12 protein-coding genes and 1 tRNA gene are annotated in these 15,976 nt (G+C 44.3%); 8 read left to right on the top strand and 5 right to left on the bottom strand.

What is annotated here, in order from left to right:
- Window positions 1-16 precede the first annotated feature (16 nt).
- The 6 genes from KVT36_RS19540 (at window position 17) to KVT36_RS19565 (ending at window position 6,425) form a co-directional block, all read left to right on the top strand.
- Window positions 17-352 carry a hypothetical protein gene (locus KVT36_RS19540; protein WP_217605141.1) on the top strand — a complete coding sequence of 112 codons (336 nt, stop codon included), beginning with the start codon at window positions 17-19 and terminating at the stop codon, window positions 350-352.
- Window positions 349-1,107, top strand: coding sequence for an MBL fold metallo-hydrolase (locus KVT36_RS19545; RefSeq protein WP_217605142.1), 759 nt, complete (start codon window positions 349-351; stop codon window positions 1,105-1,107). Before KVT36_RS19540 ends, KVT36_RS19545 begins: the two co-directional genes overlap by 4 nt.
- A gap of 242 nt (window positions 1,108-1,349) precedes the next feature.
- Window positions 1,350-2,096: a helix-hairpin-helix domain-containing protein gene (locus KVT36_RS19550; RefSeq protein ID WP_217605143.1), complete on the top strand. Its 747-nt coding sequence runs from the start codon at window positions 1,350-1,352 to the stop codon at window positions 2,094-2,096.
- 79 nt (window positions 2,097-2,175) lie between these two features.
- Window positions 2,176-3,318, top strand: a complete 1,143-nt coding sequence (locus KVT36_RS19555) for an acyl-CoA dehydrogenase family protein (RefSeq protein WP_217605144.1) — start codon at window positions 2,176-2,178, stop codon at window positions 3,316-3,318.
- A 230-nt stretch (window positions 3,319-3,548) separates the two neighbouring features.
- On the top strand, window positions 3,549-5,177 hold the full coding sequence (locus tag KVT36_RS19560) for an NADP-dependent glyceraldehyde-3-phosphate dehydrogenase (protein ID WP_217605145.1): 1,629 nt from the start codon (window positions 3,549-3,551) through the stop codon (window positions 5,175-5,177).
- Between the two features lie 375 nt (window positions 5,178-5,552).
- Window positions 5,553-6,425: a cytochrome c gene (locus KVT36_RS19565; protein WP_217605146.1), complete on the top strand. Its 873-nt coding sequence runs from the start codon at window positions 5,553-5,555 to the stop codon at window positions 6,423-6,425.
- Between the two features lie 70 nt (window positions 6,426-6,495).
- Here KVT36_RS19565 and KVT36_RS19570 read toward each other — a convergent pair whose 3' ends face one another.
- The 4 genes from KVT36_RS19570 to tig form a co-directional block, all read right to left on the bottom strand.
- Window positions 6,496-6,702, bottom strand: a complete 207-nt coding sequence (locus KVT36_RS19570; protein ID WP_089920248.1) for a hypothetical protein — start codon at window positions 6,700-6,702, stop codon at window positions 6,496-6,498.
- An 8-nt stretch (window positions 6,703-6,710) separates the two neighbouring features.
- On the bottom strand, window positions 6,711-7,943 hold the full coding sequence (clpX, locus tag KVT36_RS19575; RefSeq protein WP_217605147.1) for an ATP-dependent Clp protease ATP-binding subunit ClpX: 1,233 nt from the start codon (window positions 7,941-7,943) through the stop codon (window positions 6,711-6,713).
- 136 nt (window positions 7,944-8,079) lie between these two features.
- Complete coding sequence (gene clpP, locus KVT36_RS19580; RefSeq protein ID WP_217605148.1) at window positions 8,080-8,781, bottom strand: ATP-dependent Clp endopeptidase proteolytic subunit ClpP; 702 nt, start codon at window positions 8,779-8,781, stop codon at window positions 8,080-8,082.
- A complete protein-coding gene (gene tig / locus KVT36_RS19585; RefSeq protein ID WP_217605149.1) occupies window positions 8,768-10,153 on the bottom strand; it encodes a trigger factor in 1,386 nt (461 codons plus the stop codon). The genes clpP and tig overlap by 14 nt, the downstream gene beginning before the upstream one ends.
- Before the next feature lie 902 nt (window positions 10,154-11,055).
- Between tig and KVT36_RS19590 the strand changes: the two genes are divergently transcribed.
- A complete protein-coding gene (locus tag KVT36_RS19590) occupies window positions 11,056-11,712 on the top strand; it encodes a DUF4974 domain-containing protein (RefSeq protein WP_217605150.1) in 657 nt (218 codons plus the stop codon).
- A gap of 261 nt (window positions 11,713-11,973) precedes the next feature.
- On the top strand, window positions 11,974-15,252 hold the full coding sequence (locus tag KVT36_RS19595) for a SusC/RagA family TonB-linked outer membrane protein (RefSeq protein WP_217605151.1): 3,279 nt from the start codon (window positions 11,974-11,976) through the stop codon (window positions 15,250-15,252).
- A gap of 503 nt (window positions 15,253-15,755) precedes the next feature.
- Here the strand turns inward: KVT36_RS19595 and KVT36_RS19600 are convergent.
- Window positions 15,756-15,837: transfer RNA gene (locus tag KVT36_RS19600), tRNA-Leu, on the bottom strand.
- Between the last annotated feature and the right edge of the window lie 139 nt (window positions 15,838-15,976).

The following is a 15,976-nucleotide window of genomic DNA, read 5'->3' on the forward strand; positions in this document are numbered from 1 at the left end:
TATTTATTTTTGCAGGATGAACATTAAAATCACACCCAATAACCTTACCCGCCTGGAAAAGGTCTTTGATGAGGCCAAGTATGTGCTTCGTTTTGAGAAAGGTACCTTTACCTCCGGGTATTGTTTGTTGGAACATAAGAAGGTGGTGGTGATCAATAAGTTCCTGAACCTGGAAGGGCGTATCAATACTTTGCTGGACATATTGGGCAGCCTGCAGCTGGATTCCACGATGCTTAGCCCGGAATCTGCCAAATTGTACCAGCAGGTGCAGAACAATAAGAATATTGCCGATGCAGAAAACCCCGGCACGCCGGAACAGTTGCCACCTTCAGAAGAACAATCCGCAGAATGAAGATCACTTTTCTTGGAACAGGCACCTCACAGGGGGTACCGGTTATTGCCTGCAATTGCCGGGTATGCACCTCTCCCGACAAAAGAGATACCCGCCTGCGCAGTAGTATATTAGTTGAATCTGAGATAGGAAATATTGTAGTAGATACCACACCGGATTTCCGTTACCAGATGTTGCGGGCACAGGTAAAACACCTGGAAGCTGTGCTTATTACCCATTCTCATAAAGATCATATAGCCGGTATGGATGACATACGGGCCTTTAACTATTTTCAGCAAAAGCCCATTGATATTTACGCCACTGATTTTTCGCAGAATGCCATCATGCGGGAATTTGCCTATGCTTTTGCCGATTTTAAATATCCCGGTATCCCGGAGCTGAACCTGCAAACCATTACAGACGAAGCTTTCAGCGTAAAAGGTTTTCCCATTATACCCATACAGGTTATGCACCACAAAATGCCGGTGCTGGGTTTCCGCTTTGGTGATTTTACCTACATTACGGACGCCAATTTTGTTGCCGACGAGGAAAAGGGAAAGATCATAGGCTCCAAAGTGCTGGTGCTGAATGCGCTGCGTAAGGAAAAACATATCTCCCACTTTACCCTGGACGAAGCCATAGCCCTGGCGCAGGAGCTGCAGGTACCCCAGGTATATTTTACCCACATTAGCCACCAGCTGGGCCTTCACGAAGAAATAAATGCGGAGCTGCCGGCCGGTATGGCGCTGGCGTATGACGGGCTGGAGGTAGGGTAAAGGTCCATGGTCCATAGCCGATGGTCCATGGCGGGCTGCGTTGGTGAAGTTCTTTAATGGAATGCCCATTGGGTACCGGTTTACAGCTTGTATATATCCCATTTGATTTCGGCCATCTTCCCATTGCTTTTATACAGCTAACCCGATGTATGCTATGGACTATGGACTATCGACCATGGACCTACTCTTAACTCCGGATTAACTTCCCCACATCCCCCCAACCCCTAACTTGGCATCTTTTTATGGAAAAAAGATCGCTGCGGGAATACTTTACCTTCACTAAAAGAGAGCGTACCGGTATTATTGTACTGCTGGTGCTCATTGGGCTATGCCGCTGTATACCGCTGGTATGGGAAGCGTTCACCCCGGTAACAGTGAATACTGACAGCAGCTTTCTTACAGAAGTAGCTGCATTTGAGCAGCAGCTAAAAGCAGCGGATACACCTGCGCAACGTAATTTTTCATATAACCGTAACCGGTACTCCAAAAAATGGGACCGGCCGGTAAATGGCTACCAGCATAACTTTCACCGGGATAGTCCGTATGTGCGCAAAACATTTACGCCTTTCCCGCCCCGGCCCGCCCGCAAGCCGGTAGTGCTGGATATTAATACGGCAGATTCTACCGCCTGGGAAGCCCTGCCGGGTGTTGGCCCGGTACTGGCAGCGCGTATTATCCGCTTCCGGGACAAGCTGGGAGGTTTTTATACCATTGAGCAGGTGGCAGAAACCTATGGCTTGCCGGATAGCACGTTTAAAAAAATTCAACCGTCGCTGCGTGCGGATAATGTTTCTCTAAAAAAAGTAGATATCAACAAGATGGATGAGCAATCTTTGGCGCAACATCCATATATACGCTATAAACTGGCCCGCCTGATAACGCGCTATCGCAGTGTACACGGGCCTTTTGGCCAGCCGGAGGCGCTTAAGAACATTCCATTGGTAGATGATAGTATTTATCGTAAACTTGAGCCATATATCAGCTATTAGCTTTTAGTCATTAGCTGTTGGCAAAAAGCCAATGGCTAACGGCAAAAAGCCAACAGCATCAAAACCTAAACCCCCTAATATGGATTTTCAGCTATCGGAAATGCAGCAACAGATTGCGAAAGTGATCCGCGATTTTGGAAAAACACATATACAACCCCACGTTATTGACTGGGATGAAGCCCAGGAATTTCCACGGCCCCTGTTCACACAGCTGGGAGAGCTGGGCCTTATGTCCGTACTGGTGCCCGAAAAATACAATGGCAGCGGTTTAGGATACCCGGAATATGTAACTGTTATCAGCGAAGTAGCTAAATTTTGCGGCGCCATTGGCTTAAGCGTGGCTGCGCATAACTCCCTTTGCACCGGCCATATTTTACAATTTGCCACAGAAGAGCAAAAGCAGCGTTACCTGCCCAAACTGGCCACTGCAGAGTGGATTGGCGCCTGGGGCTTAACGGAGCCCAACACCGGTTCCGATGCTATGAATATGAAGTGCGTAGCCAAACAGGATGGTGATCACTGGGTATTGAACGGCACAAAAAGCTGGATCACGCATGGCAAAAGCTGCGATGTAGCCGTAGTAATAGCCCGCACCGGTGAAGTGCGCGACAGCCACGGAATGACGGCCTTTGTAGTAGAAAAGGCCACACCCGGCTTCAGTGGCGGCAAAAAGGAAAACAAGCTGGGTATGCGCGCTTCAGAAACCGCAGAAATGATCTTTGACAACTGCCGGGTTCCGGCATCCAACATATTGGGTGAGGTAGGAGAGGGCTTTATACAATCCATGAAAGTGCTGGATGGCGGCCGTATTTCCATTGCCGCTCTTTCCCTGGGCATTGCCAAAGGCGCGTATGAAGCGGCGTTAAAATATGCACAGGAGCGCCACCAGTTTGACCAGCCCATTGCCAACTTCCAGGGCATTGCATTTAAGCTGGCTGATATGGCTACGCAGATAGAAGCTGCAGAAATGCTGACTATGCAGGCTGCTGATCTGAAACAGCGCGGGCAAAAATGTACCAAACAGGCGGCCATGGCTAAGTACTACGCCTCTGAAGTAGCAGTAAGAACGGCCAATGATGCAGTGCAGATCTTTGGTGGCTACGGTTATACCAAAGACTTCCCGGTAGAGAAATATTACCGCGATGCAAAGCTCTGCACCATTGGAGAGGGCACTTCAGAGATACAGAAAATTGTGATTGCACGTGAAGCACTCAAAGGGTAATTAATAATTAATAGGAAAGAAGTACAGCTGCTGAAGATAGTTAAAACCTGAAAGGTCTTAGAGCCTTTCAGGTTTTTTTATTGAGTGATCAATTAAGGTACACTCTTTCATCTTAATTTATTTAGCATGTCCCAACCCCGTTCTGGCAGCCACTTACAACCCCGCACTCCAAACTATTAATTATAAATTATTCATTATTAATTATCTTGGTTGTCGCAATATAAATTCCTATGAGTTTTGAAGAAAAATTACAACAGTATTTTCCAACTAAGGAAAATGAGATATCGGCAGAATACCAGCTGCCGGCAGAGATCCATCAGCGGGAGTATTTGTCTGGTGGTGAAATGAAACAATGGAGCGGCGATGTACATACTGTAGTATCCCCCCTGGGCATACGCACGGCCAATGGCCTGGAGCGTAAGGTAATAGGCTCCTACCCCTTATGCAGCGCCAAGGAAGCCATGGCTTCCTTAGATGATGCGCTGGCTGCATATGATGAGGGACGCGGCGAATGGCCTACCATGCCGGTGGCTGAAAGAATAGCCTGCGTTGAAAAATTCACCGGTAAAATGATTGAGCGTAAGACAGAAGTTGTAAAGCTCATCATGTGGGAAATAGGTAAATCCTATACAGATTCCCTGAAGGAATTTGACCGCACGGTAGAATACATACATGCTACTATTGATGCGCTGAAAGACCTGGACCGTAACTCCTCCCGCTTTGAGATACAGCAGGGCATTATCGGGCAGATACGCCGTTCCCCCCTGGGCGTAGTATTATGTATGGGGCCCTTTAACTACCCGTTAAACGAAACGTTCACTACGCTGATACCGGCGCTCATAATGGGTAATACCCTGCTTTTCAAACCTCCGAAACACGGAACCTTATTGCATTATCCGCTGCTGGAAGCGTTCCGTACCTGTTTCCCTAAAGGCGTGGTAAATACTATTTACGGCCGTGGTAATGTGATCGTGCAGCCGTTAATGGAAACCGGTAAGATCAATGTACTAACGCTGATAGGTTCCAGCAAGGTGGCTAACCAGCTGAAGAAAATGCATCCCAAGGTAAACCGCCTGCGGGCTATACTGGGGCTGGATGCCAAGAACGCCGCTATTGTTACAGATAAGGCAGATATTGACCTGGCAGTAAAAGAATGCGTGTTAGGCTCTTTATCGTTTAATGGTCAGCGTTGTACCGCTATTAAGATCATATTTGTGCACCGCCGTATTGCAGACAGCTTCCTGAGCAAGCTGAGTGAAGCGGTGAGCAAGCTAAAAGTAGGCATGCCCTGGGAAAAAGATGTGTTCTTAACACCCCTGCCGGAACCACAAAAGCCTGCTTACCTGGAAAGCTGTATTGAAGATGCGGTGGCCAATGGTGCAAAGGTGATCAATCCCAATGGTGGCAAGGCTTACGAGTCGCTGGTGTTCCCGGCTATTGTGTACCCGGTGAATGAGCGTATGAAGCTGTATAGCGAAGAGCAGTTTGGGCCCGTAATACCGGTCTTACCATTTGATGACATTACCACGCCTATTGAATACCTGATACATTCAGAACATGGGCAGCAGGTAAGCCTGTTCACCAACAATGCATCAGAACTGGCGTCCCTGATAGATCCGCTGGTGAACCAGGTAAGCCGTGTAAACATTAACTGCCAGTGCCAACGCGGTCCGGATACCTTTCCTTTCACCGGCCGTAAAGACAGTGCAGAGGCTACTTTGAGCGTACCAGATGCATTGCGTGCATTCTCCATCCGTTCCATGGTAGCAACCAAACAAACAGATGAAAATAAAGCGCTTATCAACAAAATAGTAAGCGATCAGACATCCAACTTTTTGTCAACAAAGTATATATTTTAAAATATATAATGTAAAAGGTACGACAATTCATAACCGTTCACGGTTTTTGACAAAAAAATGAACAATAACCCTTAAGTGTTATGGAAGTATGAAAAAGGAATGTTAAATTTGGGTTAAGTCAATCACTCTTTACCTTTTATCAACCTAAACCCAAAACACAGACGATTGAAACACTTTTACGCAATCGAAAAAGCATCCTGACCAACAGGATGCTTTTTTACTGTGATACCCCGCTGATCTCCCAATAACATACACGCTATAACCCCCTTCCAACAAGACTTTTGCCTTCCCGTTTATAAAAAATCCGTACTTCTACTGAGATACAGTTAAACACTGCCCTGTAATTTTGCCTCCATAATCAGAACCCCAAAAAATATGCGTAAACTTCTGAAGTGGACCGGCATCACTGTTGGCGCCCTTGTGGCCTTGCTGTTGATATTTTACCTGGTCACCTATCTTTCTACCAATCGCCGTATTCACAAACAATATACTGTACAGGTAAAACCGCTCGATGTTACTGTGGATTCTGCCATGCTGGCCTATGGCAGCCATCTGTTTGTTGTAAAAGGTTGTTTTGATTGCCATGGCCGCAACCTGGAAGGCAGGGTATTTATTAATGATCCCAAGCTGGGTGTATTTGCAGGATCTAACCTTACTAAAGGCAAGGGTGGTTTGCCGGTTAGTTATGATGATAAAGCCTGGTTAATGGCCCTGCGCCATGGCTTAACACCGGAAGGTAAACCACTGCTCATTATGCCCTCTTACGAATATGCAAAGCTGTCAGATTACGATGTGGCCAGTATTATTGCCTGGTGTAAAACGCAACCTGCGGTAGATCATGAGCTGCCACTCATACAGGTAGGGCCTTTGGGGCACCTGCTCACATTTTTTGATAAAATACCTTTGATACCGGCAGAAAAAGTAGACCATCACTACCAGGCGCCGGCTATGGTGAAAAAGGAAATTACTCCGGCCTATGGCAAGTACCTTTCTATTTCCTGTACGGGATGCCACCGTGACGATTTACATGGCGGGCCTAACCACGTACCGGGCGGTGTGCCAGTGGCTGATATTACCACTAAAGGGAATTTAGGCAAATGGTCACAGGAGCAGTTTATGATGGCTTTACGCACGGGTAAAACGCCGGAGGGCAAACAGCTGAATAATGAGGATATGCCCTGGCAAATGACCACTGCTTATACGGAAGAAGAATTATCTGCGCTTTATCTTTATCTGAGAAGCCTGTAGTACAAAAACAGAACATCCCGCCATAAAAAGCGGGATGTTCCTATTATGAAAAAAGTGCTGTCATCTTGGTTTATCCATCCAGGAAATCATCGGAGGCTGCTACATCTTTAGCCGGCTGCTGCGGGCTGTCCATACCGGCAAACCATTTATCTACGGTATCGCCAATAAAGGGGGGCACTTTGCTTTTTACATAGTCGCGCATAACCGTAATAGCCTGCGTGGCCTGCTCTGCGCTAAGCCCTGCCTTTTCCTGTAGTTGTTGAATAAGATCCTGCATATAAAAAGTTAAGCGACTTTCAATTTTACCAGCGGTGATTGCTCCAGTCTTTCCTGGGCGTATACCTTGGTGAGGATAAATGTTTTTTCTGTAGTGGAAGGCATATGGAACATAGCATCGCTCATCACCACTTCGCAGATAGAGCGAAGTCCGCGGGCGCCCAGCTTAAATTCCATGGCTTTGTCCACTATATAATCCACGGCATCATCTTCTATTGTCAGATCAATGCCTTCTACCTTAAACAGTTTCTTGTATTGTTTGATAAGGGCGTTCCTGGGCTGGGTAAGAATGGCTTTCAGCGCATCCCGGTCCAGGGAATTCAGGTAAGTTACTACGGGTAAGCGGCCCAGCAGCTCAGGTATCAGCCCAAAGGATTTCAGATCCTGTGAGTTTACGTAGCGCAGGATGTGCTTTTTGGTAGCTTCTTCCTTTTCCTTATCTACTGTAAAACCAATAGAGTGGGTTTGCACCCTTCTGCTAATGATCTTATCTACCCCATCAAAAGCGCCACCACAAACGAACAGGATGTTCTGGGTGTTCACTTTGATCAGTTTTTGCTCCGGGTGTTTACGGCCGCCTTGCGGGGGCACCAGCACCTCGGTACCTTCCAGCAGCTTCAGCAAACCTTGCTGTACGCCTTCGCCGCTAACATCGCGGGTAATGGAGGGGTTATCGCTCTTGCGGGCTATTTTATCAATTTCGTCAATGTACACAATGCCTCTTTCGGCGGCTTCCACGTCATAATTACATACCTGCAGCAGGCGGGTTAAAATGCTTTCCACATCTTCACCCACGTAACCGGCTTCGGTAAATACGGTAGCGTCCACAATAGTAAAGGGCACGTTCAGCAGCTTGGCTATAGATTTGGCCAGCAGGGTTTTACCCGTACCGGTTTCGCCCACCATTATAATGTTGGACTTTTCTATCTCCACCTCATCATCGCCTACCTGCTGGTTCAGCCTTTTGTAGTGGTTGTACACCGCTACGGCAAGGATCTTTTTGGCGTCGTCCTGGCCAATCACATATTCATCCAGGAAGGTCTTGATCTCCACCGGCTTAGCCACTTTGGGTACAAAGTGGGAGGGCGCTTTCTTGTTGTGCTGAAACAGCTCCTGTTCAATGATCTCCTGGGCATTGGCCACACAGTTCTCACAAATATGACCTTCTGCACCGGCAATCAGTATCTGCACCTCGTCTTTGGAACGGTTACAGAAGGAACAACGTATTTTGGATTCTTTCATCCGTAATGATTTATTTGTTTTTTCGCAGCTAATGTAAGCCCACAAAGTTAGGCAAAATAGCAGGAACGGAAAAAAGGAAAGGAGAAACGGAGCAAGGCGCGCTTACCCCGTTTCTCCTTTATAATTAGGTATACGCTTATTGCGGCGTATTTTCCTGTTTTTTCTTCGGGTTCCGGTCCAGCACGTCGTCAATAATGCCATATTCTTTGGCTTCATCGGCGGTCATCCAGTAGTCGCGGTCAGAGTCTTTTTCCACCTTTTTGAACGGTTGGCCGCAATGGGTGGCAATAATCTCGTTCAGCTCCTTTTTCAGCTTCACAAACTCGCGGGCGGTGATCTCGATGTCAGAGGTCTGGCCTTCTGCGCCGCCATGCGGCTGGTGGATCATTACGCGGGCATGTTTCAGGGCCGTACGTTTACCTTTTACACCGGCTACCAGCAGTACAGCGCCAAAAGAGGCGGCCATACCGGTACAGATCGTTGCCACTTCCGGGGAAATGATCTGCATGGTGTCATAAATACCTAAACCGGCATATACGCTGCCACCGGGGCTGTTAATATACATCTGGATATCACGGTTACGGTCTGCTGATTCCAGGAACAGCAGCTGTGCAGTGATCACATTTGCTACGTAATCGTTGATCGGGTCGCCCAGGAATATGATACGATCAGCCATCAGGCGGGAGAACACGTCCATCTGCGTTACGTTCAGCTGGCGCTCCTCGATGATGTACGGGGTAAGCGAATTCAACTGATGACGGGCATAGCTATCTACTACCAGGCTGCTGATTCCATGATGATGGATCGCATATTTTCTAAATTCGTTATTCATGTTCATGATGGTGATGTTTATGAGGTAATTTAGCAAATTCTTCGGCTGTTATTTCCTCTTCTTTAAGATCCACCTTCGTTTCTGCCCAGTCAAACAATTTCTGGGTCACCATTTCGCGGTAAGTCTGGTCCACGAATTTTTCGTCCTGCATCAGGCGGTCCAGGTAGCTATCCAGCCAGTCGGCTCCTTCTAAAGCAGCGCCGGCCCCATAGTAGCCCAGCAGTTTTTGTTTGGCGCTCTCTTTCAGTTCTTCGAAAGATACGTCCAGTTTATTATCGCGGATCAGTTTATCGCTAATGAGCGTCCAACGCAGCTGATGGTCAAAGTTCGGATATTCTTTTTCGGCTTCTTCGGCAGTCTTTGGCTTTTCGCTACCGGTTTGCAGCCAGCGTTTCAGGAAGTCTTTGGGCAGCTCCATAGGCGTTTCATGCACCAGCACTTCAAACAGCTCGTTGTGCAGGCGGTTACGGCTTTCGGAATCCCAGTATTTTTCTATTTCACTTTTCAGTTTTTCCCGGAAAGCGGCTTCGGTAGTAATCTCTTCATTCGGGTATACCTCTTTAAAGAACTCTTCGTTCAGCTCGCGCTTTTCGATCAGGCCCAGTTTGGTAAGGGTCAGCTTAAAATATTTCTGGGCAGCTTCTTTATCATGTTCATCAAAGCCCAGGTCTTTCAGGATCATGCCCAGTCTTTCTTCATCAAAAGAAGTAGCCAGCTGGAACACAATGCTGTCGTCTTTTTTCTTGCCTTTCAGCTGTTCCTGGATGGCAGGAGAGAAGAATTTCAGCAGCAGGGAGTTGTCTTTTTTGATACCACCTTCTACTACATTGCCCTGCGCGTCGCTTTCTTCAAAAGTGATGCTCAGTACATTGTCTTCATTATCAATTACTTCCGGCTCGTTCATTTTACCACCTTTCAGCTGCAGGCGGCTTACTTCCTCATCTACCTCTTTTTCGGTAGCCTTGATCTTATATTTAGTAAGGGAGGTTTTGCCGGATTCCAGGGGAGATACTTCAAAAGCGGGTTTCAGGCCTACTTCAAAATCAAATTCGTATTCGGAAGGTTGATTAAAGTCCAGGTTTTTGGCTTCTTTGTCCATAGAGATAGGCTGGGCAAAGATCTCCAGCTTTTCATTCTGCAGGTAGCCGGTCAGCTCTTTTTCCACGGTTTTCAGCACTTCATCGGCAAACAGGGCCGGTCCGTGCATCTTCTTTACCATACCAGCGGGCACCATCCCTTTCCGGAAACCGGGGATATTGGCGGATTTGCTGAATTGTTTTACCGCTTTGTCAAAACTAGGAAGGTAATCTTCCTGACTCACTTTCACAGTGATCTTATCATTCAATAAACCGATGTTTTCTCTGGTAACGGTTGCCATAATAATTATTAATAAAAATGTTCTTTATGAAGCAATAATGATTCCGTGATTATATTTCTGCCATGAAGTCACAAAAGGCACGAAGGAATGGCAGCAGGGAAAGAGGTACTGAGTGACTTAGCGCCTTTATGGCAAAATATATATTAAAAAATGTGCAAATGTGCATTAAATGGCCAATGCCTTATAACTATGCAATACCAGTTGCTGCGCTTACAGGTATTGGATCTTTAATATGAATTTCCGCGGCCACTTTTCTGATTGCTTAAGCCATTTAACCCATTGATTATGCATACTTATTAAATATTTTATGTAAGTGTTAGCCTTGAATTTGGTGGACAAAGGTAATGGATAATTTCCTTTGGAAACAGCGCGAGCAACAAAACTTTTGCAAATAGGCGGTGCATAAGGTATTGCTGATACAATAGCCGGCTGCATTTTAAGCTGTTTTTTTTCAGTAAGTAGTACAATTATATGAGAACACAGTATTTATATCAGACTTTGTATTGTCAATATGGTATTTATAGATTTAATTTATCACAACTAAACTAATATGCTGAAAAGAGGTAGTTGCCAACTATTTAGTATTTCAGCACTAATGATAAACCGATACTTCATGATATAAATAACAAAAGATTTCTTGTTGTCCGGGGAGGACATGTACTGTTATATACAACAAAGCCCTGATAGCTTTGATTTGTTGGCGTATTTTAGAACCTATTACCAAAACAATCAGTTTTCGGATTCAAGTCTGATGACGATCATCCCCTATATTTACAGGATCCCAACTAAGAAAAGAAAAAAACCTCATTACAAAAATCTTCATAAATGCTACAACAACCCTAAACTACCTGCCAATTGTGCTATCGTTAGCAGGGGGGAGTATGAAAATAAAACCTAACCATATGATAAGAGACATTTATATAATAATTTATAGGGCTATCAAACATAAGGTTCCTCTAAGGCAATTAATACCAACACCAGGAGCGCCATTTGATGTTGAGATCTTTACAAAGCTTCTATTGCTGCGCAATAAGGAATTGACCACTCGAAAAGAAAATAACTATATACAAAGGGAATTAAAATACAACCCGGAAGCCAAACGGGCATTGGAGGATGTGCGGCAGACTTTCCGGAATGAACGGTTTCCATTAGTGGTACCTATTAAACCCAAGTATGGGAAAAGGGTTGCCATACTCATAGCGGTACTGGCTTTTGCCGTATGTACATATGCTGTTGTCCGGTATTGGAGCTATATTTCGGTTGAAAGAGAAAAGGTAAAAGAAGAAGTAGAAAAGGTTAAAAAAGAAAAAGTAAAAGAAGAAAAGGTTAAAGTGATGTCCACGAAAACGCTTCATGAAATAGCTGATATGATTGAGACGAACTATGGTGTAAAAGTTATTTTGGATCATGAAAAAGAAATAGCCGGTAAACAATTTTCGGGCTTCTTTGACACCCGCAAACCTTTGAAGGATTTTCTTGAGACCCTCAGCGTCAACGGGAAAATTGCATATTACTTTGATAAAGAGCAACACCTGCATTTCAAAGAAATGCTTTATTAATGGAAATTGAAAATACATTTTATATACAGCGTCAATAACATACATCATAAGTATGACGGGCGCAAACCAACGTGTAAAACAGACACTGTATTTAAGAATTAGATAGGAAGAGGCCCCCGGCATGTATGCCCGGCTACAGACATATTCAGAATGATAAGGAATAATAGCTGGGGAATGACCTGCAAGAAATCCGCTACTTCGTAAATGCCGTAGGTATCTAATAAGGTTATAACTATATTATAACAATGAACCAATGGTTTTATGCCTTATAAGTTCATGTTCCCCCTCTTACTTTTAGTCACTGTTTCTACAAAGAACCTGTACTCCCAATCCTATCCGGGTAAAAGATTGGTTTCATGCCAGCAGAAGAACATCAGCTTTCCGGATCTTTTTAGAATTATTTACGCCCAAACCCGCATGGAGGTTTTCTATAATGAAGAGCAGCTAAGCCTGCATGAAAGGCTCACCGTTAATTTTCAGAATGAGCCCCTGGACAATGTACTTGCATTGCTTATAAAAAAAAGGGGATTGAGCTGGTGCTATAAAGATGAAACACTTATTATTAGCTCTCCCAAAAGAGTAAATCCTGATGAGGATAGGCTACCGGAAGGTAAAAGAAGAACGGTTACCGGATTTATAAAAAATGAGAAACATGAGCCATTAGATACTGTTTCAATTACAGTAAAGGGAAGCCATAAAGGGACAACTACAAATAAAGACGGGAAATTCCTTTTAAGAGATATTGAATGTGAGGCAAAACTACTGGTTTCCAGGTCTGGTTATAAATCTATGGAACTTGCCACCTATGCGGATTCTATTCTAATTCAGCTTGTACCTATGATAACGCCGTTACGTGAAGTGAACGTAAATGGTGTTATGCAATCTACTCTTACAGGGTCCATCAGCAGTATCACAGAAAATGATATAAATGACCAGCCTATAGCCAATGTTCTGAGTGCTTTGCAGGGCCGGATACCCGGGCTTTACATCAATCAAACTACCGGGTTACCCGGTGGAGGTTATAAGATCAGGTTAAGGGGAAGGAACAGTATTCAGAGCGTGAGCACTCCGTTAATATTAATAGATGGTTTTCCTTATCCCTCCGTTTCTTTCAATGAGAACTTTTTGAATATAGCAGGAAGTGGTTTCGTACAAGGTGCAACGGTTGCAGCCAGCCCGTTGAACTTACTAAATGTCAATGATATTGCAAGCGTTAATATACTGAAGGATGCGGACGCTACTGCCATCTACGGAAATAAAGGCGTCAATGGGATCATATTGATCAACAGGAAAATGCCTGGGGGTAAAAAAGGATTTAATGTTAATGTGTATACCGGAATAGGAAAGGCTACTAAACTTATCCGTTACCTGGATACCAGGCAATACCTGCAAATGAGAAGGGAAGGTATAAAGAACGACGGGAGAGAGCCGGCCGACCAGGATTATGATCTTAAAGCCTGGGATACCACAAGATATACTGACTGGCAAAAGACGCTGATCGGTGGAACCGCCAGAATTAATGAGGGTAGCATGGATCTCAACTTAGGCAATACCACTACTTTGTACCGGTTGAGCGGCTTGTTTAGAAAAGAAAGCACGGTGTATCCGTCAAATGAATTTGAATACAGGAAAAACGGAGGAAGTATACAGGTTAATACAAAAGCAATCCATCAAAAATTAAAATTAGCATTCTCTGTTAACTATGTCGCAGATCAAAATCTTTTGCCGGAAACAGATCTGACCACCCTATCTTCCTTACCCCCAAATACACCCCCTGTTTATACAGATAGCAAAACATTGAATTTTGCTGATGGGACCTTTTCTAAGAATCCATTTGCCTATCTGCTGCGAACGTACAAAGCCCAATCGAAAAATCTTGGCGCTTATATGAAATTGAACTATGAAATTACCAAGGACCTGGAGTTTCGGGTAAATGCAGGTTATGGTTTAATGAAGTCCAACGCGATTCAGGCAAACCCATCGAAAGGACTTTATCAATCGGGTGGATTTTCTTATTTTTTTGATAATCAATATCGAAATATATCACTGGATATCCAGGGGGCCTGGAAAAAAAGCTTTGGTGAAGAACAGCTAAGTTTATTACTTGGAAAGCGGTTTCAAAAAGATGAACAGCAACAGGAGAGTGAGATGGGATTCTATGGGAACGATGCCTTTTTGGAGTGCAGAGATTCCGCTAACCCCCTTTCCAAACTGGGAGTTGTTGATACCAGTTACCGGTATCAATCCCTATACGGACATTTTGAATATAAACATGCTAATAAGTACTTATTAACGCTGACTATTAGCAGGGATCGATCTTCGAGACTTAGTCCTTCATACAGGGATCGCACTTTTGGTGCCCTGGGGGCAGCCTGGGTATTTAGCCGGGAAAAATGGTTAAGCGGAAATAGCTTCATAAGTTATGGGAAGATACGTGGTAGCCTGGGGTTCACAGGGAATGATCAATATACAAGCGATTTTAATAATGATACTTATTTACCACCGTTTATTTTGCAGAAAAAAATTCCGGGAACTAATGGCCGTAATTATGCCACTTTCTATAGCTGGGAAAAACTTCGTAAGGCGGAACTGGCTGTGGAATTGGGCTTTATGAATGAACGGGTAACAACAACTTTGTGCTATTATAATAACCGCAGTACGGATCAGCTGCTTTCATTAAAGCAATACGAAACGCTTGAAAGTGATATTTATGCCGGCCGGCGAAGGATAAGATATACTCCGGTAAATTCTCCGGCTATTGTGGAAAACAGCGGGCTTGAAATAGATGTAACATCCGTACCGGTAAATACAGGCAAAATAACCTGGAACAGTACCTTTAATTTTAGCTTACCGCAAAATAAACTCGTTTCATTCCCTGACATTGCGCAAACAAATTATAAATACCTATATAGTTTAGGAATGCAATTGGATATGGTGCAGTCATATCACTTTTTGGAGGTAGATCCCTCATCGGGATTGTACAAGTTTGAAAGTGGGGGTAAAGATATCCCCTCCAAATTTGAAGATCTAAAATATGGGCAGCAGCTTGCCCCAACCTTTTATGGAGGGTTACAGAACACTTTTCGTATAAAGGCATTTGAGATAGACTTTTTGATCCGCTTTGCCAAACAAAACAATTACGATTATGTTTTTGCATCCGGCGCCCCAAGTCCCGGTACGGATATTAATCAGGCTTTGTTTGTTTGGGATAGATGGCAACGCACAGGCGACCAGGCAGCCGTTCAAAAATTTACAGCTGATATGGAAACCGAAGCAGGTCAATTATTTTCCGCGGCCCTGTTCAGCGACCGGCGAATAACAGATGCCAGTTATGTGCGCCTGCAGTCTTTCTCCTTTGCATACTATTTATCCAACAAAAAACTGGAGCGGATTAAAATGAAGAACTGTAAGCTATACCTGCAGGGGGTAAATCTTTTTACCTTAACGAACTATAAAGGAAGAGACCCTGAAATGACTACGTCAGTAGAGGCTTACCCGCCTCTGCGGATTTTAACTGCAGGTATTCAGCTTTCATTTTAAGTATACTATTTTCGCCATTTAGTACTGGCCATTGCTCTAACCATAAAATATTGATCTTCCGGATCATTTTTTATATGGAAAAGCCGCTGCCGAAAAACGGCTATTTAAGTAAACCTAAATTTTCAAAGTATGAAAAAATTTCAGTTTACCGTAGTAAGAATAGTTATTCTATCCTCCTTCCTAATTGCGTTTAGCAGTTCAATAATGAAGAAACAAAGCATTCAGGCGCGTTATACGCAGAGTAACCTGGGTTCACTTTGTTTACCACCCACCACATTGCCAGGTGTTTGTACTGAAACAAATACAGGGGTATTATGTGAAACCGCATTGGGAGGTGGTGTTTTTCGAAGCTGGTACAAAGATGCCTGCGTAAATCCTTATTACAGGATACCTTAATAGGTTGGGCAGTGGCAAATAAGCCTGCCACTGCCTCATTCATACATACCATAAAAGAAAAAGCGTGAAAAAATGTTCTAAAATGAACACTTTTTCACGCTTTAGTGTGCGGGTGATAGGACTCGAACCTACATGCCGCGAAGCACCAGATCCTAAGTCTGGCGTGTCTACCAATTTCACCACACCCGCGTCTTTTACGCTGCAAAACAGGAAAAGGACTGCAAAGGTATTGTTTTTTAGGAATTAAAAAAATGCAAGATGGAGTTATGTCACAATTTATATCAAAAATTTAGAGATCAATTAGTTAAGAATGAATGTTGAATAATCT

Origin of the sequence: Chitinophaga sp. GbtcB8, from assembly GCF_019091455.1 — a bacterium.
Lineage (GTDB): Bacteria > Bacteroidota > Bacteroidia > Chitinophagales > Chitinophagaceae > Chitinophaga.

What these genes read in the sequence shown, in the direction of transcription:
- KVT36_RS19540 (WP_217605141.1), top strand. Translation starts at nt 17, where the DNA reads ATGAACATTAAAATCACACCCAATAACCTTACCCGCCTGGAAAAGGTC.
- KVT36_RS19545 (WP_217605142.1), top strand. Translation starts at nt 349, where the DNA reads ATGAAGATCACTTTTCTTGGAACAGGCACCTCACAGGGGGTACCGGTT.
- KVT36_RS19550 (WP_217605143.1), top strand. Translation starts at nt 1,350, where the DNA reads ATGGAAAAAAGATCGCTGCGGGAATACTTTACCTTCACTAAAAGAGAG.
- KVT36_RS19555 (WP_217605144.1), top strand. Translation starts at nt 2,176, where the DNA reads ATGGATTTTCAGCTATCGGAAATGCAGCAACAGATTGCGAAAGTGATC.
- KVT36_RS19560 (WP_217605145.1), top strand. Translation starts at nt 3,549, where the DNA reads ATGAGTTTTGAAGAAAAATTACAACAGTATTTTCCAACTAAGGAAAAT.
- KVT36_RS19565 (WP_217605146.1), top strand. Translation starts at nt 5,553, where the DNA reads ATGCGTAAACTTCTGAAGTGGACCGGCATCACTGTTGGCGCCCTTGTG.
- KVT36_RS19570 (WP_089920248.1), bottom strand. Translation starts at nt 6,702, where the DNA reads ATGCAGGATCTTATTCAACAACTACAGGAAAAGGCAGGGCTTAGCGCA.
- clpX (WP_217605147.1), bottom strand. Translation starts at nt 7,943, where the DNA reads ATGAAAGAATCCAAAATACGTTGTTCCTTCTGTAACCGTTCCAAAGAC.
- clpP (WP_217605148.1), bottom strand. Translation starts at nt 8,781, where the DNA reads ATGAACATGAATAACGAATTTAGAAAATATGCGATCCATCATCATGGA.
- tig (WP_217605149.1), bottom strand. Translation starts at nt 10,153, where the DNA reads ATGGCAACCGTTACCAGAGAAAACATCGGTTTATTGAATGATAAGATC.
- KVT36_RS19590 (WP_217605150.1), top strand. Translation starts at nt 11,056, where the DNA reads ATGATAAGAGACATTTATATAATAATTTATAGGGCTATCAAACATAAG.
- KVT36_RS19595 (WP_217605151.1), top strand. Translation starts at nt 11,974, where the DNA reads ATGCCTTATAAGTTCATGTTCCCCCTCTTACTTTTAGTCACTGTTTCT.